The organism is Pseudomonas sp. AU12215 (assembly GCF_001675465.2).
Classification (GTDB): domain Bacteria; phylum Pseudomonadota; class Gammaproteobacteria; order Pseudomonadales; family Pseudomonadaceae; genus Pseudomonas; species Pseudomonas nitroreducens.
Genome location: NZ_MACM02000183.1, coordinates 75,896 through 98,472 on the forward strand (window position 1 = coordinate 75,896; position 22,577 = coordinate 98,472).

Consider the following 22,577-nt stretch of genomic DNA (forward strand, 5'->3'; position numbering starts at 1 on the left):
CCATGATCAAAGCCGCCAAAAATTGACTTTTCCCGCCATGCGGCGGCCAATGAGGAATTCGTGATGGATTGGCGCCAGACCCGCGAAATCACCGGAGTGCAGTACCTGCTCGACAGCGCCCGCGACGAAGGCATCGACGCCGACGATTGCCTGGTGGGCAGCGCCATCTCGCCCGCCGACCTGCAGGCGCGCGCCGGGCGCATCCAGGCGTGGCAGGAACTGGCGGTGATCCGCAACCTGTTGCAGCGCAGGAACAGGCCGGGCCTGGGTTTGGCCACCGGGCGGCGCTATCACCTGACGTCGCTGGGGCTGCTGGGTTTCACCATGCTCGCCAGCCGCACCCTGCAGGAAGCCTTCGAAACCTTCGGCCGTTACCAGAGCCTGGCCCTGACCCTTTGCCCCGTGAGCAGCGAGGTGGAGGCGCGCGGGGTGTGGCTGGTGTACGACGATCGCGTACTGCCCGAGGATGCCCGAGCTTTCGTGGTGGAGCGCGGCATTGCCGGTTGCTGGCAATTGTCCGGCGAGTTGCTGCAGCGGCCGCTGCAGCCCCTGGCCATCGAATTGCGCTGCGCGGCGCCAGCCGATGCCAGCGTGTTCCACGACATCTTCGGCATCGAGCCACTGTTCGAGGCGCCACGCAACGCCATGCTCTTTGCCCTGGAAGACCTGCAGGCGCCGCTGCCGCAAGCGCAGATCAGCGCGCGCGACAGCGGCGAGCAGCTCTGCGAGCGCCTCTGTGGAGAGTTGGCGCTGACCCTGGCCGCCACACCGACCGCTCGGCAGGTCCAGCAACTGCTGTTGCGTGATTCCGCCAGCCTGCTCGGCGCTGCCGCGGTGGCCGAGCGACTGGGTCTTTCCGAGCGCACGCTGCAACGGCGCCTGGCGCAGGAGGGGCAGAGCCTGCAGGGGCTGAACGACGGCATCAAACGGCGTCTGGCCGAGCGCCTGCTATGCGAATCGCGGATGGATCTGCATGGCATCGCGCAGTGCCTGGGCTACGCCGAGGCGGCGAGTTTCTCCCGCGCTTTCCAGCGCTGGACGGGGCAGTCGCCCGGTCGTTGGAAGCGTCAGTCCGGAACCCTCCCGGCGCCCTGAAGTCGAACCGCCCGCGACGCCTCTGGAACGGGCGAAAGCCGCGAGATAGAGCCTTGCTGTGTGGCCGATCGCCATCGGTCGCGGGTTAATTTCGCGTGCGGCCCATCCGTTCCCCTGAAGAGGCGCGTCGCTTTTTTCGCGAGGCGACCGACAAGAAAAAGGAGAACCCATGTCCTCAGCAACCTGCCTGCGCGCGTGCCTCGGAAGGCGCGGCGCGATGACCTTCAGCGCACTGCATTGGCCGGCGTGAGCCGCCACTCAACCCTTGCACCGGCACCGCGCGAGCGGCGCGGCCGCGTGCCCCTGGCCGGGCATCCGGCCGTCATCCGAGCATTGAGGGAATCAATGAGCAAGACCTTCCGACTGGCCGCCGTGGCCGGCAGCCTGCTGGCTTCCGGACTACCCGCGCTGGCCTATGGCGCCGAACTCGAGGCGCAGATCCGCTGGACCCGCTACGGCATCCCGCACATCCAGGCCAGGGACGAACTGGGCCTGGGCTACGGCATCGGCTACGCCTATGCCCGCGACAACGCCTGCCTGCTGGCCGAGGAAGTCCTCACTGCGCGGGGCGAACGCTCGCGCTACTTCGGCGTGGACGGCAAGTCCTCCGCCGGCATCGGCAACCTGCCCTCGGACTTCTTCTACACCTGGCTCAACGACAACGAATCCCTGCGTCGCCTGCGCAGCGCCCAGCCGCAGCCGATCCGCGACCTGCTCGATGGCTACGCGGCCGGCTACAACCGCTGGCTGTGGGATACCCAGGCGGCCGGCACGCAGTGCGCGGGCAAGGCCTGGCTGCGCCCGCTGGAGAGCGACGACCTGCTGCGCCTGACCCGCCGGCTGCTGGTGCAATCCGGTGCCGGGCAGTTCGCCGAGGCGATGATGGCAGCGACGCCGCCGGGCCAGGCAACGTCCTCCATCGTCAGCGACGGCGAGGTGCTGGCGGCGATGGAGCGTCGCGAGAACTTCCATCAGAACCACGGCAGCAACGCCGTCGCGGTGGGCAGCGAGCGTTCTGTGGACGGCAACGGCCTGCTGCTGGCCAACCCGCATTTCCCCTGGTTCGGCGCGCTGCGTTTCTACCAGATGCACCTGACCATTCCCGGCCAGCTCGATGTGATGGGCGCTTCGCTGCCGGGCATGCCGCTGGTGAACATCGGCTTCGGCAAGGACCTGGCCTGGAGCCATACGGTGGACACCTCCAGCCACTTCACCTTGTATCGACTGGATCTCGACCCGCAGGACCCGCACAGCTACCGCGTCGATGGCCAGTCGCGGCCGTTGAAGGAAGTCACCCTGCGCGTGCGGGTACGTGAGGCCGACGGCCGCGTGGGCACGCGCAGCCATACGCTGTACGAGTCCGAGTACGGCCCGCTGCTCAGCGTGCCCGGCAAATTCCCCTGGAACGCCAATGAAGCCTTCGCCGTGCGCGACGCCAACCTGGGCAACGACCGCGTGCTGCAGCAGTGGTACGCCATCGATCACGCGCGCAGCCTGGATGAGCTGCGCGACAGCGTGGAGCGGATACAGGGGATTCCGTGGGTCAACACCCTGGCCACTGACGCAGAAGGCAAGGTGCTCTACCTCAATCAATCGGTGGTGCCTTACCTGAGCCAGCAACAATTGGCCGACTGCGCGATCCCCGCGTTCCAGAAGCAGGGCCTGCCGGTGCTGCAGGGCGGACGCCGTGCCTGCAACTGGTCCAGCGCACCGGGGGCGCGTCATGCCGGCCTTACTCCGCCGGAGCAGATGCCGGCGCTGGAGCGCCAGGACTTCGTGCAGAACTCCAATGACAGCGCCTGGTTGAGCAACCCGGCGCAGCCGCTGACCGGCTTCTCGCCGCTGGTGAGCCGCGATTCGATCCCGGTCAGTGCCCGTGCTCGCTTCGCCCTGGAACGCCTGAAGGGCGACGGCAAGATCGGCCCGGATGACCTGCAGAAGTTGGTCACTGACAACCGCGTCTACGTCGCCGACATGCTCCTCGACGACCTGCTGCAACTGTGCAAGCCAGCCCCGGCGGGCGCGGAGGCGGCCTGCGCCGCGCTGGGCTCGTGGGACCGCCACGTCAACCTCGACAGCAATCCCGGCTTCGCCTACTTCCAGGCGTTTGTCGCGCGCTTCCTGAAGATCGAGGGTGGCTGGCGCCTGCCCTTCGATCCCAAGCTGCCGCTGGCCACGCCCTCGGGCATCGCCCTGGACAAGCCGGAGGTCCGCCAGCAGGCGCAGCAGGCCCTGGTGGCAGCCGGGCAGGAGATCGGCGCCCGCAAGATCCAGGCAGATGAGACCTGGGGCGAACTGCAACTGACCGGCGACCAGGCCAATCCCCTGGGCATCCCTGGCGGCACCGGCAACGAGGGCGTGTACAACGCCATCACTTCGCAGTGGCAGGGCGACCATTATCGCGTGCTCAGCGGCAGCAGCTATATCCAGCTGGTCGACTTCACCGCCGACGGGCCGAAGGCGCGCGGGCTGCTGGCGTTCTCGCAGTCCAGCGAACCCGGCTCGCCGCACCATCGGGACCAGACGGAGCTGTTCGCCCGGCAGCAATGGCCGGAGCTGCCGTTTACCGACGAGCAGATCAAGGCCGATCCGGAGCTGAAGGTGATGGAACTGCGCGAGAAGTAGGGAGATAGCAGCGAGAGCGGATACGAGGTCGGTGCGTGTGCCGGTTTCCCTCTCCCTGAAGGGAGAGGGAACTGTCCTCAGTGCAGGCAGCGTCATGAACTCTCCGATCTATCAGCTTGCGCCGAACGGCTCCCTCTCCCTTCGGATCGGGGCGCGCAGCCAGGGCGGGGGAGAGGGGCAAGCCTCAGCACAGAGGGCCGAGCAAGGCTGTCACCAGCCTGACACCGGGCGCCCCTAGTCTGGCGGCAAAGCCCCGACGCGTAGGCCGCTGCCATGCCCCTGACCCATGAATCCGTGATCCGCCGCATCCACCGCGAACTGCTCGACCACAGCGACGAAGAGCTGGAGCTGGAACTGCTGGAAGACGTGCGCAACCTCGATGAGCTGTTCGACGAGCACGCCGACGTCGACGAGGAGAAGCTCGCCCGCCGTCGCTACTTCAGCGAGCTGTTCCGCCTGCAGGGCGAGCTGGTGAAACTGCAGARCTGGGTGGTGAAGACCGGCCACAAGGTGGTCATCCTYTTCGAGGGCCGCGACGCGGCSGGCAAGGGCGGCGTGATCAAGCGCATCACCCAGCGCCTCAATCCGCGCGTGTGCCGGGTCGCCGCGCTGCCCGCGCCSAACGACCGCGAGCAGACCCAGTGGTACTTCCARCGCTACGTCTCGCACCTGCCGGCGGCGGGGGAGATCGTCYTGTTCGACCGCAGCTGGTACAACCGCGCTGGCGTCGAGCGGGTCATGGGGTTCTGCAACGACGAGCAGTACGAGGAGTTCTTCCGCAGCGTGCCGGAGTTCGAGCGCATGCTGGCGCGCTCGGGCATCCAGCTGATCAAGTACTGGTTCTCCATCTCCGACGACGAACAGCACCTGCGCTTCCTCAGCCGCATCCACGACCCGCTCAAGCAGTGGAAACTCAGCCCCATGGACCTGGAGTCGCGCCGGCGCTGGGAGGCCTACACCAAGGCCAAGGAAATCATGCTGGAGCGCACCCACATTGCCGAGGCGCCCTGGTGGGTGGTGCAGGCCGACGACAAGAAGCGCGCGCGGCTGAACTGCATCAGCCACCTGCTGAACCTGATTCCCTATGAGGACGTGGAGCATCCGTCGGTGATCCTGCCCGCGCGGCAGCGCAACGAGGATTACTCGCGCACGCCGACCCCACGGGAAATCGTGGTGCCAGAGGTTTACTGAGGCGTTGCATACCCCGTAGGAGCAACTGTCTTCTTCAGGTAAGTCCGTGCTAGTGCCTTCCCTCACCCCAGCCCTCTCCCAGAGGGAGAGGGCTGGGGTGAGGGCTGATCCGAGTACAGGACTGTCGGGTAGGAGCGGACTCTGTCCGCGATCGTTTTCCAGCGGCTCCGAGCCGGCCGGCGGCACATCGCGGACGGAGTCCGCTCCTACGTAAAGCCCACCTGCGGACAGCTCCGGCAGAGACATAACCTGTAACATTCCCCGCCGATCATGACTGGGACATCCCCCACGCGGACTCCCAGCATGACCACCGATACCCTGGCCGTTCCCATCGCCGAAGGACGGCCCCATCTGGAGCACAAACCCGGCCGCCTGACCGCCTTCGTCTTCTTCGCCGTGCTCGCCGTCGGCCTGCTGTTCTCGGCCTGGAGCCTGGTGCGTGACGTCGACGACGTCACCACTGCGGTCACCACCTGGACGCCGTTCCTGCTGCTCGGGGTCGCCCTGTTCATCGCCCTGGGATTCGAGTTCGTCAACGGTTTCCACGACACCGCCAACGCGGTGGCCACCGTCATCTATACGCACTCGCTGCCGCCGCACTTCGCGGTGGTCTGGTCGGGCTGCTTCAACTTCCTCGGCGTGCTGCTCTCCAGCGGCGCGGTGGCCTTCGGCATCATCGCCCTGCTGCCGGTGGAGCTGATCCTGCAGGTCGGTTCCTCGGCCGGTTTCGCCATGGTCTTCGCCCTGCTGATCGCCGCCATCCTGTGGAACCTCGGCACCTGGTGGCTGGGCTTGCCGGCGTCGTCCTCGCACACCCTGATCGGCTCGATCATCGGCGTGGGCATCGCCAATGCGCTGATGCACGGCCGCGACGGCACCAGCGGCGTCGACTGGGCGCAGGCGACCAAGGTCGGCTACTCGTTGCTGCTCTCGCCGCTGATCGGCTTCGTCTGCGCCGCGCTCCTGCTGCTGGCGCTGCGCCTGCTGGTGAAGAACCGCGCGCTGTACAAGGCGCCCAAGGGCAAGACGCCGCCGCCGTGGTGGATTCGTGGCCTGCTGATTCTCACCTGCACCGGCGTCTCCTTCGCCCACGGTTCCAACGACGGGCAGAAGGGCATGGGCCTGATCATGCTGATCCTGGTTGGCACCCTGCCGATGGCCTACGCGCTGAACCGCACCATGCCGGCGGACCAGACCGTGCAGTTCGTCGCCATCGCCGAAGTCACCCAGCAGGCGCTGGTCCGCGCCGCGCCGCAGCCGGCCCCGGCCGACCCGCGCGCGGTGCTGTCGGAGTACGTGCGTACCAAGGAAGCCAGGCCGGAACTGATCCCGTCGCTGGCGGCGCTGACCGGCGCCATCGGCGCGGAAGTGAAGGGCTACGGCAGCCTTGCTCGCGTGCCGGCCGAAGCCATGGGCAACGTGCGCAACGACATGTACCTGACCAGCGAGGCGATCCGCCTGATGGACAAGGACAATGTCGGCAACTTCGACGCCGATACCACCAGCAAGCTGGCGGCGTTCAAGGGCAAGATCGACGAGTCGACCCGCTTCATCCCGCTGTGGGTGAAGGTTGCCGTGGCCATCGCCCTCGGCCTGGGCACCATGGTCGGCTGGAAGCGCATCGTGGTCACCGTCGGCGAGAAGATCGGCAAGACCCACCTGACGTACGCCCAGGGCGCCTCGGCGGAGCTGGTGGCGATGATGACCATCGGCGCAGCGGACATGTACGGGTTGCCGGTATCGACGACCCACGTGCTGTCTTCCGGCGTCGCCGGCACCATGGCCGCCAACGGCTCCGGCCTGCAGATGCGCACCATCCGCAACCTGCTGATGGCCTGGGTGCTGACCCTGCCGGCGGCCATCGTGCTCTCTGCTTCGCTGTACTGGCTGTTCACCCACCTGTTCTGAGGGCGGGTGACTCAATGAAGACGCCGCTCCAGGGAGCGGCGTCTTCATTCGCGCGAACTCATTCCACACGTGTCCTGCCTGCGATCCGGCGAGGAAAATCCGATCTTCGCCCGCTTGAAATATCGAACGCGTGGTGCGTATTTTGTACGGGCTCGCGCACCTCGCGCGGCGTCCTGTGACAAGGACAAGAAGAACAAGGATAAGAAGTCATGAGTAACGATCTAGGAATCCCGCTCGCCGAACGCCTGGCTGGAGTGGAAGAGATCGAGTGCGTCACCCCCGACCTCAACGGGGTGCCGCGTGGCAAGGTGATGACCGGCGAGGGCTTCCTCACCGGGCGCCGGTTGCAACTGGCGCGTGGCGTCCTGCTGCAATGCATCATGGGCGGCTACCCGCCGGCCAAGTACTACGGCAGCGACGACGGCGACCTCGCGCTGATCGCCGAGCCCACCCAGATCCACCGCCTGCCCTGGAGCGACGAACCCCGCGCCTTCGCTATCTGCGATGCGGTGGAGCTCGACGGCAAGCCGTCCGGCCTGTCCACCCGCGGCCTGCTCAAGCAAGTCGTCGCGCGCTACGCCGAGCGCGGCTGGAGCCCGGTGGTGGCGACCGAGCTGGAATTCTTCGTCTTCGCGCCCAACCCCGACGCCAACGAAGCCTTCCAGGCGCCGGTCGGCCTCGACGGTCGCCGCGAGATCGGCCACTCGGCCTTCAGCGTGTCTTCCAACAACGGCCTGCGGCCGTTCTTCCAGGACGTCTACCGCTGCATGGCAGCGGTGGGGCTGGAACGCGACACCTTCATGCACGAGATGGGCACCACCCAGTTCGAGATCAACTTCCTGCACGGCGACCCGGTGCTGCTGGCCGACCAGACCTTCCTCTTCAAGCACCTGCTCAAGGAAGTCGCGCTCAAGCACGGGCTGATCGTGGTGTGCATGGCCAAGCCGCTGGCGCACACGCCGGGCAGTTCGATGCACATCCACCAGAGCGTGGTCGATGGCGAGGGCCGCAACATCTTCACCGATGCCCATGGCGAGGCCACGCCGGCGTTCCGGCATTTCATCGGCGGCCAGCAGGCGTGCCTGGCGGACTTCACCCTGCTGTTCGCGCCGAACGTGAACTCCTTCCAGCGCCTGTGCCACCCCTACGCGTCGCCGAACAACGCCTGCTGGTCCCACGACAACCGCGCCGCCGGCCTGCGCATTCCGGCCAGCGCACCGGTCGCCCGGCGAGTGGAAAACCGCCTGGCCGGCGCCGACGCCAACCCCTACCTGGCCATCGCCGCGAGCCTGGCGGCCGGCCTGCACGGCATCGAGCAGGCGCTGGAGCCCACCGCGCCGATCCAGGGTGAGTTCGAGGTGCCGGACGAGCTGCTGCTGCCGTGCACGATGTACGACGCGATGCAGCGCCTCAAGCGCAGCGAGCTGGCCCGCGAGGTATTCGGCAACGAGTTCATCGACGGCTACTGCGCGACCAAGTCCATGGAGCTGACCAGCTTCTTCGACGAGATCAGCCCCTGGGAGCGCCGCGTACTCGCAGCCCAGGCCTGAAGTCGAAAGCCTGATGTCAAGGTCGTGAGCCGCGTGCCCGCCGACACAGCTGCGGCGAAAGTCTGATGCAGCTGTGATCGGCGCCTATCTCCAGGCGATCTTCAAGCCATCCTCGCTCATCCCGCCGGTATCCTTCGAACTGGCCCGCATCACCGGGGGCGACACTCGCTATTCCGGGCCCGGCAGGGCTCTCGACGCGTCGATTGGCAGCCTCTAATGTGTCACGGCAAGTCCCGCTTTCCGCTGCCCGGACACTGTGCCGGGGTTGTTCTGGACCAGGAGGTCCAATGCTTCGGATCGTCACTGCCTTCCGCGCTCTGTACTTCGCCGCCGTCATGCTCCTGACCGGTTCCGGTCTGCTCAGTACCTACCTCGCCCTGCGCCTGGGCGCGGAGAAGGTCGATGGGTTATGGATCGGCGCCATGATGGCCGCCTACTACCTTGGCCTGGTGCTGGGCGGCAAGATCGGCCACCGGCTGATCGCCCGCGTCGGCCATATCCGCGCCTACGTCGCCTGTGGCGGCTTGGTGACCGCCGCCGTGCTGGGCATTGGTCTGCTGCCGTGGGTGGGCTTCTGGCTGGTGCTGCGGGTCGCCATCGGCCTGGGCATGATGTGCCAGTACATGGTCATCGAAAGCTGGCTCAACGAGCAGGCCGAGGCGCGCCAGCGCGGGCTGGTGTTCGCCGGCTACATGGTCGCGTCATACCTGGGCCTGGTACTTGGCCAACTGGTGCTGGTGGTGCATCCGGGCCTGGGCCCGGAGCTGCCGATGCTGATTGCGCTGTGCTTTGCGCTGTCGCTGATCCCGGTGGCGATCACCCACAAGGTCCACCCCGCGCCGCTGCGCCCGGCGCCACTGGAGCCGCGCTTCTTCATCCAGCGGGTGCCGCAGTCGCTGACCACGGTGCTGGTGTCGGGGCTGGTGATCGGTTCGTTCTACGGCCTGGCGCCGCTCTACGCGGTGCGCCAGGGCTTGAGCACCGAGGAAATCGGCCTGTTCATGGGCGGCTGCATCTTCGCCGGGCTGGTGGTGCAGTGGCCGCTGGGCTGGCTGTCGGATCGCTATGACCGCGCGGCGCTCATCCGCAATGCCGCGATACTGCTGCTGGTGGTCGCCCTGCCGCTGGCCCTGCTGCCGGTGCTGCCGTTGCCGCCGATGACGCTGGCCTGGCTGTTGCCGCTGGGCTTCGTGGTCTGCCTGGTGCAGTTCACCCTCTACCCGCTGGCGGTGGCGTTCTCCAATGACCACGTCGAAGGCGAGCGGCGCGTTTCGCTGACCGCCATGCTGCTGGTGACCTTCGGTGTCGGTGCCTGTATCGGCCCGCTGGCGGCCGGTGCGCTGATGAAGGTCTTCGGTGCGAACATGCTCTATGCGTTCGTCTGCGCCTGTTCGCTGATCCTGATCTGGCGCGTGCGCCCGGAGAGGGTCAGCGGCGTACACCGGGTCGACGAGGCGCCGGTCAAGCACGTCGCCACGCCGGACAGCCTGGCATCCTCGCCATTGTCCGCCGCGCTCGACCCGCGGGTCGACGAGGCCGCCGTGGAAGAGCAGATGAAGGGCAACGACAACAGCGCGCCGGTACCCGAGAAGGGCACGGAAGCAGAGGAAGAAAGCCGGCCCGCGTGAGGCCGAGAGGGAAGGGCGGCAGGTGCTTGCCGCCCCGCAGGGACTAGAACAGTTCGTCCTTCTCGAAGCGTCGGGCTTCGCGCTGCAGCTGGTAGACGAAGCGCTCGATGTTGCGCTGGGCCAGGCCGCTCATCTGGTGGAAGCGTACGCCAGCGAAGCTGTAGCCGACCTTTTCCTCGAAATGCACGTGGCGCAGTTCGACTTCCATGGTCAGGGCGCCAAAGGGCAGGCGCGCGGTGAATTCCTCGTAGATCTGGCCGGGCTGCAGGCGCTCGGCAGCGTTGCCTTCCAGGCGGATCTTGCAGCCGGTGGCGGAGATATCGATCAGGTTGCCCTTGAGCGGGGCCTTGAGCTTGCTGCCGGCAATTTCCACGGCCACCGGCTGGCCCTGGCCCACGGGGGCGCGGAAGGCGTTGCGGCGCTGGTGATAGAGCATCTCGGTCGGCACCGGCAGCCAGTAGCAGCGGGCACCGTCGATCTCGGAGAAGTAGGCGTTCTGGGTGTTCTCCCAGGCAATGCGCACGCCTTCATGGAAGGCTTCGATACGGAACTGCTCGCCGTTCTGCAGGAAGCGCTCGCCATCGTTGGGGATCAGTTCGTCCAGGGCGACGATGTTGCGTTCGCGGTTGACCTCGACGACAAAGCTCTGGAAGCGCTGGCCGCGCCCTTCGAAGGTGATGACCAGGGGATCGTGACTGTCCATCAGTAATTTCAGGCTGGCGTGGATCTCCACCGGAGCTTTCAGGACCTTCGGTGGTTGAGGGCCATTTTCCTCGACGAACGGATTGGACACGGTCCGCGAATCTCCATTGTGTTTGTTATGAGTAAGGCACGGGGCAGGATCGATAGTGGCATTTTGCCCAAAGGCTGGCTGCCAGGCCAGCTTTCCGACGAACGCTCAGGCCTGGCTCAGCGGACGCTGGCGGTTGCCCTGGGTCGAACCGCCGTAGCGGTCATAGAGGCGTGGGGTGTCCTGGCCGCGCAGGATGTCGAGCGTGCGCTCGGTGCTGGCCTGGCCGGAGCGGATGATTCGGCCGTTGCGCTGGTTGGCTTCCTGGCAGCGTTCCAGCAGCGCACCCAGTTCTTCCGCGCGTGCGGGGAGCAGGGGATTGCCGGTGGCCTGGGCGATCTGCGCGAGCCCTTCGCGATCCACGCTGACGCCGGCCTGCAGCAGTGCCTGGGCGCGGATGCGGCCATTCTGCTCAAGCTGCTGCAGAAGCGGCAGCTTGCCGTCGAGCAGCTTCTGCAGCTGATCGAGATCCCGCGCTTGCAGCGCCTGGTACTCGTCGTCGATCAGTTGCAGCAGGGTGCTGGCTGCTTCGATGTCGCCGTTGATCAGGGAAAGCAGGGCGTCGGACATCTTGGGCTCGGCGTACTAGCGGTTGACCAGGCGCTGAGTGAACTCAGCGCTGGGATTCGAAATCGAGCAGCTTGCTGGCGACTTTCTGGCTGTCGACCTGGTAGCTGCCGTCAGCGATGGCCGCTTTGATGCGAGCCACTTTCTCGTTGTCGACCACGGGCTGGTCCTTCAGTTGATCGCTTACTTTCTGTAGTTGCTGCGCGGTATCGCTCAGCTGTACCGACTCGCCGCTCTTGACCGGGGCGTTGACGGAGGCATTCTCTGCGGCGGCTTCGCTGCGACCGCTCTGGGCAGCACTGCTACGGCCAGTGCTGGCTGTCGTAGAGGCTGGGTTCAGCCGGTTGAAGTCGATGACCATGGTGGAAACCTCTGGAGGTATTGGACGCTTGCCAAGCTTTTCGGCCGTCCTGAGAGAAACTTTAGGCCGAATTTTCGTGCGCCCGAGCACATTTTGCAGAGGGCTGCGTTCATCATGCCAGAAAATCGCCGGGGCCGAGCGCTACAGGCTGACTTCCACGGTCCCCGGCTCGACCACGCGAGCCCTGACGATACGCTGCGAGCGCAGGTTGCGCACGCGGATCTGCTCGCCGGGCACCCCGTCCGAGAGCGCTTCGCCGGGCATGAATACGTTGATCGCATTGGTCTTGGCGCGAATCACCACCTGGTCGCCCTTGCGCACGGCCGCTGCCTGTTCGAGGAACACCGGCGCCAGTACCTGGTCGTTGACCGTCGGGCGCTTGAGCTTCATGCCGACCACCTGCTGCGGATCGGTCAGGTAGCCCTGGTTCAGTTGCCCGACGTCGCGCTCGACGACGCTGATATCGCCAGGCTCGATGACCCGGTTGCGCTGCAGGGGCAGGGTGGTGACGACAACTTGACGGTACAGCCTGACCGTCGCCGGAACGAATACCGTCCAGGGAGAGCTGCCTTCGCAGATGACCCGCACGGTGACCCGACCAACGGGCTGTGCCGGGCTTTCCAGCTTCTGCGTCAGGTCCTTGTCGCACTGCGCCAGGCGCAGCCGGGGGTCGATGCGGGCGACTTCGATCTCGTAGCGTGCGTCTATGCCGGAAGTCTGCAGATAATCTTCCACCTTGAACTCAAGAAAGCCCTGGGTGGAGCCGATAAGGATCTCAGGCGCGGTGAAGCCTTCCGCCCCAGCCGGGGAGAGGGTCAGCGCACCCGCCATGCCGAGTAGCGCAGCCACCGGGGCGCGCGCGGGTCTCGGATGTCGGAAAAATGTCGTTGCCTGTTTCATGCAACGGTTTAAGCAATGGTCATGCCGTCTCTGCCAGCAGGGCGGCGTTGCGTGCACAGGAGGCTCAATGGCCGGAGTCATGGATTCGGTCAACCAGCGTACGCAGCTGGTTGGCCAGAATCGTCTCGAACTGCTGCTGTTCCGTTTGAACGGCAGCCAGCTGTACGGGATCAACGTGTTCAAGGTGAAGGAGGTGCTGCAGTGCCCCCGCCTGACCGTGATGCCCAAGTCCAGCCAGGTGGTGCGCGGGGTGGCGAACATCCGCGGCGGTACCATCCCGATCCTCGATCTGGCGCTGGCCACGGGGCGTCACGCCCTGCGGGATGTCGCCAACAGTTTCGTGATCATCACCGAGTACAACACCAAGGTGCAGGGCTTCCTGGTGCACTCGGTGGAGCGCATCGTCAACATGAACTGGGAATCGATCCATCCGCCACCCAAGGGCACCGGTCGCGACCACTACCTGACGGCAGTGACGCGGGTGGACAACCAGCTGGTGGAAATCATCGACGTGGAGAAGATCCTCGCCGAAGTGGCGCCGACCTCGGAGGATATCTCCGAAGGCGTGCTGGATGCCGACACTCAGGCCCGCGCGGTGAGCAAGCGCGTGCTGGTGGTGGATGACTCCTCGGTGGCGCGCAAGCAACTGGTGCGTTGCCTGGAAACCGTCGGCGTCGAGGTGCTGGCACTCAACGATGGCCGCCAGGCGCTGGATTACCTGCACCAGATGGTGGAGGCCGGCGGGCATCCGGGCAGCGACCTGTTGATGGTGATCTCGGATATCGAGATGCCGGAGATGGACGGCTACACGCTCACGGCGGAAATCCGTCACGACCCGCGCATGCAGGATCTGCACATTCTCCTGCATACTTCGTTGTCCGGGGTGTTCAACCAGGCCATGGTGAAGAAGGTCGGCGCTGACGACTTCCTTGCCAAGTTCCGTCCCGATGACCTGGCGGCCCGCGTGTCGGACCGGATCAAGGCCGTGGATGGCGCGTCGGCCTGACGGGCAGTGACGAGGTGCGGGTGGCGCCGGTGCCGCCCGCATCGTCTATGTTTTTTTGAGCACCGGTCAGGCAGTTGCCGCCGCACCGTCGGCAGCCGTCCACGAGCAAAGAGGTTTATCTGTGACATCCACCAATTCTGAATTCGAGCTGTTCCGGGATTTCCTGGAGAAGACCTGCGGCATCCTCCTGGGCGCCAACAAGCAGTACCTGGTCTCCAGCCGCTTGAACAAGTTGATGGAACAGCAGGGCATCAAGTCCCTGGGCGAGCTGGTGCAGAAGATCCAGATGCGCAGCCAGCTGCGCGAGCAGGTGGTCGACGCGATGACCACCAACGAGACCCTGTGGTTTCGCGATACCTACCCCTTCGAAGTACTGAAGAACCGCGTGCTGCCGGAGATGATCAAGGCTGCGCCCGGCCAGCGCCTGCGCATCTGGTCGGCGGCCTGTTCCTCGGGGCAGGAGCCTTATTCGCTGTCGATGGCCATCGACGAGTTCGAGCGCACCAACCTCGGCCAGCTCAAGGCGGGCGTGCAGATCGTCGCCACCGATCTCTCCGGCTCGATGCTCAGTGCCTGCAAGGCCGGTGAGTACGACAGCCTGGCGATTGGCCGCGGCCTGTCGCAGGAGCGCCTGGCGCGCTACTTCGACCAGAAGACCCCGGGACGCTGGACAGTGAAGCCAGCGATCAAGAGCCGCGTGGAGTTCCGCGCGCTGAACCTGCTGGACAGCTACGCGACGCTGGGCAAGTTCGACATGGTGTTCTGCCGCAACGTACTGATCTATTTCTCGGCCGAGGTGAAGCGCGACATCCTGCTGCGCATCCATGCCACCCTCAAGCCCGGCGGCTACCTGTTCCTCGGCGCTTCCGAGGCGCTCAACGCGCTGCCGGATCATTACCAGATGGTCCAGTGCAGCCCGGGCATCATCTACAAGGCCAAGTGATCGGCCGATACCCCGCCCGAGCGGGCGGGGTTCTCATCGCGCTGTGCGGCCATGGCCATGATCCGCAGGCTGCCCGTCACCAGGTCTTCGGCCGATAGCCTTTGACGCAGGCTCGCACTTCGTCGTCGATCACGTTGCCCGGCTTGATGCAGTCCGACAGCCTGCGCGGACTGTCGCTGTAGGGCGAAGCTGGCGGAGTGGCCTGCAGGCCGCTCGGGGAAATGCCCAGGCGTGTCTGCAGCAGCCCCCAGCGTTCCTGGAGCCAGAACTGGCTGGCGGGGTTGCGCCACAGGGCTGCGCCTGCCGCCACGATCAGCAAGGGGATGAGGAACCACAGCAACGCCTTCACCAGCATCCGCCACTTGCGCTTCGGCGCATCGGGCGGCTTCTGCCGGTTCTGTTGTTTGACCTGTTCCCAGTAGTAGTCGCGATCACGCTCGCTCATCGAGTGTCATTCCGCCGGCTGGATGGGTGCAGCGTAACGGCTGGCGCCGCGTGCGGCGAGGCGCGATCAGTGGTCCTTGTGACGGGCTTCGCGCACCACCATATTGGTCTGCATGACTGCCCCTCGAACCTCCACCCGCGGCAAGCGCGCCGATGTGCTGTCCGCCTTCCACCCGGCGGTGGCCGGCTGGTTCCGTGCGCATTTCAAGGCGCCGACCCAGGCGCAGGTACAGGCCTGGCCGGCGATCCAGGCGGGGGAATCGACACTGGTCGCCGCACCCACCGGTTCGGGCAAGACGCTCACGGCTTTCCTCTCGGCCATCGATGCATTGGTCCGCGAGGGGCTGGATAACGGCGGCGTGCTGCCGGACCGCACCACGGTGGTCTATGTCTCGCCGCTCAAGGCGCTGTCCAACGACATTCGCATCAACCTCGAGGAACCGCTGGCCGGTATCCGCGCCGTGCTGGGCGAGATGGGCCTGCCGGAAGTGGAGATCCGCACTGCCGTGCGCACCGGCGACACCACGACCAAGGAACGTGAGGCCATGCGCAGGCAGGTGCCGCATATCCTGGTGACCACGCCCGAATCGCTCTACGTGCTGCTCGGCTCGGACTCCGGCCGCGCCATGCTGGCCGGGGCGCGCAGCGTGATCGTCGATGAAATCCATGCACTGGCGGCGAGCAAGCGCGGCAGCCACCTGGCGCTGTCGCTGGAGCGTTTGCAGGCGTTGTGCGAGGCGCCGCTGGTGCGCATCGGCCTGTCTGCCACGCAGAAACCCATCGAAGCGGTGGCGCGTTTCCTGGTCGGCCGCCACCCGGCCTGCCGTATCGTCGACATCGGCTACAGCCGCCAGCGCGACCTGAACCTGGAGGTGCCGTCCGCGCCGCTGGAAGCGGTGATGTCCCACGACGTCTGGGACAAGGTCTACGACCGCCTCGCCGAACTGGCCGGCGAACACCGCACCACGCTGGTGTTCGTCAACACCCGGCGGTTGGCTGAGCGCGTGACCCGGCATCTCGCCGAGCGCATCGGCGCCGGCTGGGTGGCGGCGCACCATGGCAGCCTTTCCAAGGAACTGCGCCTGGGCGCCGAGCAGCGGCTCAAGGCCGGGCAGTTGAAGGTGCTGGTAGCCACGGCCTCGCTGGAGCTGGGTATCGATATCGGCGACGTGGAGCTGGTTTGCCAGCTCGGCTCGCCGCGCTCCATCGCAGCCTTCCTGCAGCGTGTGGGGCGTTCCGGGCACAGTGTTGGCGGCACGCCCAAGGGGCGGCTGTTCCCGACCTCGCGGGACGATCTGATCGAATGCGTAGCGCTGCTCGACAGCGTGCGCCTGGGGGAGCTGGACGCGCTGGCAATTCCCCGCGCACCGCTGGACGTCCTGGCCCAGCAGATCGTCGCTGAAGTGGCTTGCCAGGAATGGCGCGAGGACGCGCTGTTCGACCTGTTCACCGGCGCGCAGCCCTACGCCGAACTGAGCCGCGAGCACTTCGACGGCATGTTGCGCACCCTCGCCGAGGGCTACACCAGCCGTAATGGCCAGCGCGGCGCCTACCTGCACCGCGATGCGGTCCACCAGCGCCTGCGCGGCCGGCGCGGTGCCAAGCTGACCGCCGTGACCTCCGGCGGCACCATCCCCGATACCGGCGACTACGCCGTACTGCTGGAGCCGCAAGGCCTGACCGTGGGCACGGTGAATGAGGACTTCGCCGTGGAAAGCCTGGCGGGCGACGTGTTCCAGCTCGGCAACATTTCCTACCGCATCCTGCGCGTCGAACCGGGCCGCGTGCGCGTCGAGGACGCCCAGGGCCAACCGCCGAACATTCCCTTCTGGCTCGGCGAGGCGCCGGGGCGCAGCGACGAGCTGTCCACCAGTGTCGCTCGTCTGCGCGGCCAGCTGGACGAGTTGCTGGCCCAAGGCGAGAACGATCCTGAACCGCTGGCGCGGGCCATCGACTGGCTGCAGGAACAGCTCGGCCTGATCGATGCGGCAGCGTGGCAACTGGTGGAATACCTGGCCCGTGCGCGCCATGCCCTCGGTGCACTGCCGACGCAGAAGACCCTGATACTCGAACGTTTCTTCGATGAATCCGGCGGCATGCAGCTGGTCATCCATTCGCCCTACGGCAGCCGCCTCAACCGCGCCTGGGGCCTGGCGCTGCGCAAGCGCTTCTGTCGCACCTTCAACTTCGAACTGCAGGCCGCCGCCACCGAAGACGCGATCATCCTGTCGCTGTCCACCAGCCACAGCTTCCCGCTGGACGAGGTCTGGCGCTACCTGCATTCCAACAGCGCCGAGCACGTGCTGACCCAGGCGCTGCTCGACGCGCCGCTGTTCGGCGTGCGCTGGCGCTGGAACGCCACCACGGCGCTGGCGTTGCCGCGCTACAGCGGCGGCCGCAAGGTCGCCCCGCAGTTGCAGCGCATGCGCAGCGAAGACCTGTTGGCCTCGGTGTTCCCCGACCAGGTGGCGTGCCTGGAGAACATCGTTGGCGAGCGAGAGATTCCCGATCACCCGCTGGTGGCGCAGACCCTCGACGACTGCCTGCACGAAGCCATGGACTGCGAGGGCTGGCTGGCATTGCTGCGGCGCATGGAGCGCGGCGAGGTGACCTTGCTGGCGCGCGACCTTCCAGCACCTTCGCCATTGGCGGCGGAAGTATTGTCGGCCAGCCCCTATGCCTTCCTCGACGATGCGCCACTGGAGGAGCGGCGTACCCAGGCGGTGCAGAGCCGTCGCTGGACCGATCCGGACAGCGCCGACGACCTCGGTGCGCTGGATGCCGACGCCATCGACGCGGTGCGCGCCGAGGCCTGGCCGGAGGCTCGCGACGCCGACGAGATGCATGAGGCGCTGACGGGCCTGGGCGGTATTCGCGAGAGCGAGGCACAGGCCAACGAGGGCTGGCCCTTCCTGCTCAAGTCGCTGGCCAGGGCGGGCCGGGCGACGCGCCTGGCGCTGCCGGTGGGCGATGTCTGGGTGGCGGCGGAGCGGCTCAGCCAGTGGCTGGCGCTGCATCCGCAGGTCACACGGACGCCACTGCTGGACCTGCCACCGTCACTGCTTCAACCCTGCATGACCGATGAGGCGCAGGTCGAACTGGTACGGGCGCGCCTGACCGGTTTCGGCCCGCGGCTGTTGCGCGAGCTGGCCGACGACCTGGGGATATCCACCGGCGATGCCGGTTTCGCCCTGGCCAGCCTGGAGCGCGAGGGTTACGTACTGCGCGGCCGCTTCACGCCGGGCGCGCAGGAAGAGGAGTGGTGCGAGCGCCACTTGCTGGCGCGTATCCATCGTTACACGGTGAAGCGCCTGCGCCGGGAAATCGAACCGGTGCAACGTGCCGACTTCATGCGCTTCCTCTTCGACTGGCAGCGCGTCGCCAGCGGCACGCGGGTGCGCGGGGCCGAGTCCCTGGCCGGCGTGCTCAGTCAGCTGGAAGGCTTCCAGGCCGCAGCCTCGGCCTGGGAGAGCGACATCCTGCCCAGCCGCGTGGCCGACTACGGGATCAACTGGCTGGACGACCTCTGCCGCGCCGGTCGCATCGTCTGGGCGCGCTTGCCCGGTCGCAGCGCCGGTAAGGCCCGCGGCGGGCCACTGAAGAGCACGCCCATCGTGCTGCTTCCGCGCACGCAGATGGCGCAGTGGCGCGAGCTGAGTGCGGGGCAGGCGGATGCCGAGCTGTCGGCCAAGGCCGGCAAGGTGCTTGACGTGCTCAAGGAGCACGGCGCGTCGTTCTTCGAGGAACTGGCCAGCGACAGCCACCTGCTGCGCACCGAACTGGAAAGCGTGCTGGGCGAGCTGGTGGCGGCTGGGCGGGTGAATGCCGACAGCTTCGCCGGCCTGCGCGCCCTGCTGATGCCGGCGGCGCGTCGCCATCCGCAGCGCCGTTCGCGCACGCCGCTGTTCGGTATGGCCGATGCCGGGCGCTGGGCGTTGCTGCGGCGCTCCGCGCTGGAGCCCGGAGCACGGTTGCCGGCGGAAACCCTGGAACACGTCGCCATGACCCTGCTGCGCCGCTATGGCGTGGTCTGCTGGCGCCTGCTTGACCGCGAGGCTGACTGGCTGCCGCCGTGGCGCGACCTGTTGCGGGTCTACCATCGCCTGGAGGCGCGCGGGGAAATCCGCGGCGGGCGCTTCGTCGCCGGGCTGACCGGGGAGCAGTTCGCCCTCCCTGAAGCGGTCGGCCTGCTGCGCGAAGTCCGGCGCCGGGAGGCGAACGGCGAATGGGTGGTGGTCTCCGCGGTGGATCCGCTGAACCTCGCCGGCACGCTGCTGCCGGGACGCAAGGTGCCGGCAGTGAGCGGCAACCGCGTGCTCTATCGCGATGGCGTGCCGGTGGGTGCGCTGATCGCCGGTGAGGTGGAACTGCTGGCTGAACTGCCGCCCGCGGACCAGGCCCGTGCGCGGGAGCTGCTGATCCGTCGCTGATTTCGGCCTTGCCTGGCTTACACTCAGCGGCACGCACGTCTTTCCTACGAGGGTGTGATGCTGTCCCGCGAGCCGCCGACTCTGCCTGTCCTGTTGCGCCAGTGGTGGTTCCTGCCGCTGCTGGTGCTCGCCCTGTGCCTGCGCCTTTATGGTCTGTCGGATTCGGCACTGTGGGGGGACGAGACCTCCAGCCTGTTCCTCGCCCGCTATTCGCCCGTCCAGCTCTGGCAGCACGCCGCCCACGACGTGCATCCGCCGCTGTACTTCTTCCTGCTGCATGCCTGGGTCGCAGTGGCGGGCGAGGGCGTTCTTTCGCTGCGATCGTTCAGCGCCGTGTTCGGCACCTTTGCGGTGTTTCTCGGCGGCTGGCTGGTATGGCGGCTGGCTTCGCCGCGGGCCACTTTCATCGCCGTGCTGTTGTTGGCAATGCTGCCCACGGCGGTACGTTACAGCCAGGAAGTGCGCATGTATTCGCTGCTCGGCTGCTGGTTGCTGGCGGCGACCCTGGCGTTGCTGTACTGGCGGCAGGTGCAGCGGCGGCGCTATCTGCTGGTGTATGTCGCGCTGATGACCGCGGCCTTCTACACCCATTACTTCAGCCTGTTCGGCGCACTCGTGCAGTGGCTGTGGCTGGCAACGCTGCCGAACAGCCCGCTGCGCCGACGCGACTGGTGGCTGGCCAACCTGGCCATCGCCGTGCTGTTCCTGCCCTGGTTGCCCGGGCTGTTCGACCTGATCCGCCACATGGCGGTGCTGGAAGCGGGTGGCGACGTGGGCTGGCAGCCGCCGGTGGATGCGCGCTCGCTACCCTCGATGCTCTGGCAGTGGCTGGCGCAATCCGATGGCAACGAGTTGCCCTGGCCCGTGCTGCTCGGCGTGCCGCTGCTGCTGGTGGCGGCGGCTGCATTGGTGCTGCGCGCCGACCGCAGTCCCCAGCGTGGCGGGGTACTGCTGGCGCTCTATTGCGGCATGCCCTTGCTGCTGCTGTATGGCATCTCGTTCATTTCCCCGGTCTTCGTCGAACGCTACCTCACGGCTTTCGCCCTGGGCTTGCCGCTGCTGCTGGCGCTGGCGCTGGATCGCCTGCTGGATAAGCGCCGTGCGCTGGGGACGGTGCTGCTGGTGACCCTGCTGGGGTTGCAGGGCATCGGGGTGGGGCGCGCGATCGCCATCGACCCGGACGAGCAGTTCGACGGCATGGCGGCCTACGTCAACGCCCACTACCGCGCCGGCGACCGGGTGGTGGTCGATGACATCCTCTGGTACCTGACCTTCCGCTATTACAACCAGACCGGCCACGAACCATTGCTCTACACCGCACCGGCGGCGGATGGCAGCTCGGGCCGGCCGGGGCGTTATGGCTTTGGTTCGCTGATCGACGACCGCCAGCATGCCTTCGTCGACCACCTGGCGGACCTGCCGCAGGACCAGGGGCGCGTCTGGCTGGTGATGAGCCGCTACAACGACCAGGAGATTCCCGACGTGCCGGCCACCTGGAAACGGGTGGCGCAACACGCCGGCGGCGAGGTGCAGGCGATCCTCTTCGAGCGCACGGCGCAGCGTAACGCGGCGCGTTGAGGGCACGCGTTGCGTTGCAGCCTTAGAAGCGGATGCGTCCGGTAAAGGCGTCCTTGAGCATCACCCAGTCGCCCATCAGCGACCACAACGGGTACTTGAAGGTGGCGGGGCGGTTCTTCTCGAACACGAAGTGGCCGACCCAGGCGAAGCCGTAGCCGGCCAATGGCATGGCCAGCAGCCACAACCAGTGCCCGCTGACGATGGCGTAGGCGAGGATCGACAGCACCAGCAGGCTGCCCACGTAATGCAGGCGACGGCACACGGCATTGCTGTGCTCCTGCAGGTAATACGGGTAGAACTCGGCGAAGCTCCGGAACCGATCGGCGGTCTGGGTGCTCATGGCGCACCTCCTGTTGTTGTGGTGGCCCAGTGTAGGCTGGAGCTATCGGACTTGCGGATGGCATAGGGGACCAGTTTAGTATCCCCCTGCGCCGCCAGCTGACTGGCGGTGGCGCCGTTGACCACCATAACCAGAAGAAAACGCATGCCTGAGCGTACGACCCTGTCCAGTTGGGTGCGGGGAATCGTCCAGTCCCTGGAACTGGAAGGCCTGGACAGCCGAGCGCTGTTCGCCGAACTGGGATTGGATTTCGCTGCCCTCGACGACCCCGATGCGCGCTTCCCGCAGGACGCCATGAGCCGCCTGTGGAACCGCGCCGTGGAGCTGTCCGGCAATCCGGCCATCGGCCTGAACATTGCCCGCGTGCACACTCCGGCGTTCCCGGTGGTGGGCTACGCGCTGATGTCCAGCCGCAACCTGGGCGAGGGCTTCGAGCGGCTCGAGCGCTACCAGCGGATCATTGCCGAGGGCGCCGACCTGAGCTTCCGCCGCCTCCCCGAAGGCTGCCTCTACCGCATCGTGGTCCACGGCGACCGCCTGCCGGTGCCGCGGCAGAGCGCGGAATGCTCGCTGGCCAGCCTGACCGCCATGCTGCGCTGGATTACCGGGCGGGCAATCAAGCCGCTCGAGGTACGCCTGGCGGGCGAGCCGCCGCAGGACATCGAGCCCTACCGGGAACTGTTCCAGGCGCCGCTGAGCTTCGGCCACGCCGACTGCGCGATGCTGTTTTCCCACGAGGACATGGCTGCGCCGCTACCCACTGCCAACGAGGAACTGGCGCGCCTGCACGACCGCTTTGCCGGGGAATACCTGGCGCGCTTCGTCAGCAGCCGCTTCAGCCACCAGACGCGCCAGGTCCTGTGCCGCCTGCTGCCCCAGGGCGAGCCCAAGCGCGAGAACGTGGCGCAGGCGCTGCACCTGTCCGAACGCACCCTGCAGCGCCGCCTTCAGGAAGAGGGCACCAGCTACCAGCAACTGCTCGACGACACCCGCCGCGAGTTGGCCCAGCAGTACCTCGCCACGCCGCGCATGACACTGCTGGAGATTGCCTACCTGCTGGGGTTCTCGGAGCCGAGCAACTTCTTCCGTGCCTTCCGCCGCTGGTTCGGCAAGACGCCGGGGGAGTACCGCGAGGAGTTGTGATTCCGCCGGCGCCAAGCGGCTGGTTGTAGGAGCGAGCTTGCTCGCGAACCGCTTGATACCGGCGCCCAAGCGTTCGCG

General features: G+C 66.8%; 17 protein-coding genes. 11 read left to right on the forward strand and 6 right to left on the reverse strand.

Translation table 11 applies throughout. The annotated features are described in order from the left end of the window. Window positions 1-63: 63 nt before the first annotated feature. The 6 genes from A9513_RS31720 (at window position 64) to A9513_RS31745 (ending at window position 9,997) form a co-directional block, all read left to right on the forward strand. On the forward strand, window positions 64-1,095 hold the full coding sequence (locus A9513_RS31720; RefSeq protein ID WP_065086460.1) for an AraC family transcriptional regulator: 1,032 nt from the start codon (window positions 64-66) through the stop codon (window positions 1,093-1,095). A 345-nt stretch (window positions 1,096-1,440) separates the two neighbouring features. Then, window positions 1,441-3,720: an acylase gene (locus A9513_RS31725; protein WP_083196261.1), complete on the forward strand. Its 2,280-nt coding sequence runs from the start codon at window positions 1,441-1,443 to the stop codon at window positions 3,718-3,720. Window positions 3,721-3,993: 273 nt separating this feature from the next. After that, complete coding sequence (ppk2, locus tag A9513_RS31730) at window positions 3,994-4,911, forward strand: polyphosphate kinase 2 (protein ID WP_065086461.1); 918 nt, start codon at window positions 3,994-3,996, stop codon at window positions 4,909-4,911. Between the two features lie 303 nt (window positions 4,912-5,214). Next, entirely contained in the window at window positions 5,215-6,819 is a 1,605-nt protein-coding gene (locus A9513_RS31735) for an inorganic phosphate transporter (RefSeq protein WP_065086462.1), read from the forward strand. 311 nt (window positions 6,820-7,130) lie between these two features. Then, a complete protein-coding gene (locus A9513_RS31740; RefSeq protein ID WP_162484004.1) occupies window positions 7,131-8,369 on the forward strand; it encodes a glutamine synthetase family protein in 1,239 nt (412 codons plus the stop codon). Between the two features lie 287 nt (window positions 8,370-8,656). Then, a complete protein-coding gene (locus tag A9513_RS31745) occupies window positions 8,657-9,997 on the forward strand; it encodes an MFS transporter (RefSeq protein ID WP_024764338.1) in 1,341 nt (446 codons plus the stop codon). A 43-nt stretch (window positions 9,998-10,040) separates the two neighbouring features. Here the strand turns inward: A9513_RS31745 and A9513_RS31750 are convergent, their stop codons facing one another. The 4 genes from A9513_RS31750 to flgA form a co-directional block, all read right to left on the reverse strand. Further along, a complete protein-coding gene (locus tag A9513_RS31750) occupies window positions 10,041-10,790 on the reverse strand; it encodes a flagellar brake protein (protein WP_038803415.1) in 750 nt (249 codons plus the stop codon). 105 nt (window positions 10,791-10,895) lie between these two features. Further along, a complete protein-coding gene (locus A9513_RS31755; protein ID WP_054909388.1) occupies window positions 10,896-11,357 on the reverse strand; it encodes a flagella synthesis protein FlgN in 462 nt (153 codons plus the stop codon). Between the two features lie 43 nt (window positions 11,358-11,400). Then, on the reverse strand, window positions 11,401-11,715 hold the full coding sequence (gene flgM, locus A9513_RS31760) for a flagellar biosynthesis anti-sigma factor FlgM (RefSeq protein WP_024764336.1): 315 nt from the start codon (window positions 11,713-11,715) through the stop codon (window positions 11,401-11,403). A 141-nt stretch (window positions 11,716-11,856) separates the two neighbouring features. Further along, on the reverse strand, window positions 11,857-12,546 hold the full coding sequence (gene flgA, locus A9513_RS31765) for a flagellar basal body P-ring formation chaperone FlgA (protein ID WP_037007051.1): 690 nt from the start codon (window positions 12,544-12,546) through the stop codon (window positions 11,857-11,859). 136 nt (window positions 12,547-12,682) lie between these two features. On the opposite strand from flgA, the gene A9513_RS31770 reads away from it, so the two are divergent. Together A9513_RS31770 and cheR are read left to right on the forward strand one after the other, a co-directional pair. Then, entirely contained in the window at window positions 12,683-13,621 is a 939-nt protein-coding gene (locus A9513_RS31770) for a chemotaxis protein CheV (protein WP_037011045.1), read from the forward strand. Between the two features lie 121 nt (window positions 13,622-13,742). Next, window positions 13,743-14,564, forward strand: a complete 822-nt coding sequence (gene cheR / locus A9513_RS31775; protein ID WP_024764333.1) for a protein-glutamate O-methyltransferase CheR — start codon at window positions 13,743-13,745, stop codon at window positions 14,562-14,564. Between the two features lie 76 nt (window positions 14,565-14,640). On the opposite strand, the gene A9513_RS31780 is transcribed toward cheR, so the two are convergent. Next, window positions 14,641-15,009: a hypothetical protein gene (locus A9513_RS31780; RefSeq protein ID WP_024764332.1), complete on the reverse strand. Its 369-nt coding sequence runs from the start codon at window positions 15,007-15,009 to the stop codon at window positions 14,641-14,643. Window positions 15,010-15,121: 112 nt separating this feature from the next. Here A9513_RS31780 and A9513_RS31785 point away from each other — a divergent pair, with 112 nt between their 5' ends. Then, window positions 15,122-19,438 (forward strand): DEAD/DEAH box helicase, encoded by a 4,317-nt coding sequence (locus A9513_RS31785; RefSeq protein ID WP_065086465.1) that lies wholly within the window; start codon window positions 15,122-15,124, stop codon window positions 19,436-19,438. Window positions 19,439-19,495: 57 nt separating this feature from the next. Then, window positions 19,496-21,016, forward strand: a complete 1,521-nt coding sequence (locus A9513_RS31790) for a glycosyltransferase family 39 protein (RefSeq protein WP_065086466.1) — start codon at window positions 19,496-19,498, stop codon at window positions 21,014-21,016. A gap of 22 nt (window positions 21,017-21,038) precedes the next feature. Here the strand turns inward: A9513_RS31790 and A9513_RS31795 are convergent, their stop codons facing one another. Next, window positions 21,039-21,356, reverse strand: coding sequence for an Mpo1-like protein (locus A9513_RS31795; protein ID WP_024767436.1), 318 nt, complete (start codon window positions 21,354-21,356; stop codon window positions 21,039-21,041). A gap of 144 nt (window positions 21,357-21,500) precedes the next feature. Here A9513_RS31795 and A9513_RS31800 point away from each other — a divergent pair, with 144 nt between their 5' ends. Then, window positions 21,501-22,499, forward strand: a complete 999-nt coding sequence (locus tag A9513_RS31800) for an AraC family transcriptional regulator (RefSeq protein ID WP_065086467.1) — start codon at window positions 21,501-21,503, stop codon at window positions 22,497-22,499. Window positions 22,500-22,577 lie beyond the last annotated feature (78 nt).

Excerpts from the sequence above, each read along its gene's own strand:
- A9513_RS31790 (WP_065086466.1), top strand. The coding sequence starts at position 19,496 with ATGCTGTCCCGCGAGCCGCCGACTCTGCCTGTCCTGTTGCGCCAGTGG.
- flgM (WP_024764336.1), bottom strand. The coding sequence starts at position 11,715 with ATGGTCATCGACTTCAACCGGCTGAACCCAGCCTCTACGACAGCCAGC.
- A9513_RS31740 (WP_162484004.1), top strand. The coding sequence starts at position 7,131 with ATGACCGGCGAGGGCTTCCTCACCGGGCGCCGGTTGCAACTGGCGCGT.
- A9513_RS31780 (WP_024764332.1), bottom strand. The coding sequence starts at position 15,009 with ATGAGCGAGCGTGATCGCGACTACTACTGGGAACAGGTCAAACAACAG.
- A9513_RS31745 (WP_024764338.1), top strand. The coding sequence starts at position 8,657 with ATGCTTCGGATCGTCACTGCCTTCCGCGCTCTGTACTTCGCCGCCGTC.
- A9513_RS31770 (WP_037011045.1), top strand. The coding sequence starts at position 12,683 with ATGGCCGGAGTCATGGATTCGGTCAACCAGCGTACGCAGCTGGTTGGC.
- A9513_RS31795 (WP_024767436.1), bottom strand. The coding sequence starts at position 21,356 with ATGAGCACCCAGACCGCCGATCGGTTCCGGAGCTTCGCCGAGTTCTAC.
- A9513_RS31725 (WP_083196261.1), top strand. The coding sequence starts at position 1,441 with ATGAGCAAGACCTTCCGACTGGCCGCCGTGGCCGGCAGCCTGCTGGCT.
- A9513_RS31755 (WP_054909388.1), bottom strand. The coding sequence starts at position 11,357 with ATGTCCGACGCCCTGCTTTCCCTGATCAACGGCGACATCGAAGCAGCC.
- A9513_RS31800 (WP_065086467.1), top strand. The coding sequence starts at position 21,501 with ATGCCTGAGCGTACGACCCTGTCCAGTTGGGTGCGGGGAATCGTCCAG.
- A9513_RS31785 (WP_065086465.1), top strand. The coding sequence starts at position 15,122 with ATGACTGCCCCTCGAACCTCCACCCGCGGCAAGCGCGCCGATGTGCTG.
- A9513_RS31720 (WP_065086460.1), top strand. The coding sequence starts at position 64 with ATGGATTGGCGCCAGACCCGCGAAATCACCGGAGTGCAGTACCTGCTC.
- A9513_RS31735 (WP_065086462.1), top strand. The coding sequence starts at position 5,215 with ATGACCACCGATACCCTGGCCGTTCCCATCGCCGAAGGACGGCCCCAT.
- flgA (WP_037007051.1), bottom strand. The coding sequence starts at position 12,546 with ATGGCGGGTGCGCTGACCCTCTCCCCGGCTGGGGCGGAAGGCTTCACC.